Origin of the sequence: Vibrio harveyi NBRC 15634 = ATCC 14126 = KCTC 12724, from assembly GCF_001591145.1 — a bacterium.
Classification (GTDB): domain Bacteria; phylum Pseudomonadota; class Gammaproteobacteria; order Enterobacterales; family Vibrionaceae; genus Vibrio; species Vibrio harveyi.
Genome location: NZ_BCUF01000147.1, coordinates 1 through 838, shown reverse-complemented (window position 1 = coordinate 838; position 838 = coordinate 1). Strand labels below are relative to the sequence as shown.

General features: G+C 44.6%; 2 protein-coding genes. One reads left to right on the top strand and one right to left on the bottom strand.

All coding sequences use genetic code 11. The features are described from left to right. Window positions 1-6: 6 nt before the first annotated feature. Window positions 7-459: a GNAT family N-acetyltransferase gene (locus VHA02S_RS24915; RefSeq protein WP_255211855.1), complete on the top strand. Its 453-nt coding sequence runs from the start codon at window positions 7-9 to the stop codon at window positions 457-459. A gap of 18 nt (window positions 460-477) precedes the next feature. Here the strand turns inward: VHA02S_RS24915 and VHA02S_RS24910 are convergent, their stop codons facing one another. Beyond that, window positions 478-717: an RNA recognition motif domain-containing protein gene (locus tag VHA02S_RS24910; RefSeq protein ID WP_005449890.1), complete on the bottom strand. Its 240-nt coding sequence runs from the start codon at window positions 715-717 to the stop codon at window positions 478-480. Window positions 718-838: the final 121 nt, after the last annotated feature.

Genomic DNA, 838 nt, shown 5'->3' with positions numbered 1-838 from the left:
GGGTATATACAAGTGGCGGATTTGGTTTCTAAAGTTACACAGCGCCACATCCTTGAGCACTTTACCGAAGAAGGAAAACGGCGCTTTCTCGCAAGAGTCGGACAAGATGCGACACAAGCAATAACGCATCCAGACTTCTTTGCCTTAGCGGCGTTCCACGACAGTAAAGTGGTTGGCTTTGCCGCTTTAAAAGATGATAACTATCTCACCCACTTATTCGTCGCAACCAAAGCTCAAGACCATGGTTTGGGTAAACAACTTCTCGATACGATACTGGACTCAACCCATGATAAGCCAAGAAGTTATGTGCGTCTTCGTTCAGCCCCCAACGCAGTTTCGTTTTATCACAAGCACGGTTTTGAACCTACCGATGATCTCTGCGAGAAAGAAGGAATTCGTTATGTGCCAATGCGATTAGCGCTCGTTTCCTCTCTTGAAATACAAAAAAGCCAGCAGTGATGCTGGCTTTTCTCTCTCTTAGTCTTGAGCGACTTTCACGCGAATCTTGCTTTTCGCTACGCTGGTCAAGTTCAGCGCTTCCAGTGCAGAAATCGCTTCTGCTTCATCTGGCATGATCACAAAGCCGAAGCCTTTTGATAAGCCGGTTTCTTGATCAAGAACCAATGTACAAAGCTCTACCTTCCCGTGTGCAGAAAACAGTGCACGCATGTCTTGCTCAGTCGTTTGACGAGCCAAGTTTCTTACTAAAAGTTTCATAGTGAACCTAGTGGTTTTAATAACCCTACGATTCTCTCAGGTTCTTCAAAACAAACCAAGTGAATAATATTGTATACCTAAATGACTTCATGATGCAGGATTCAGAGCGTTGTCATTGACT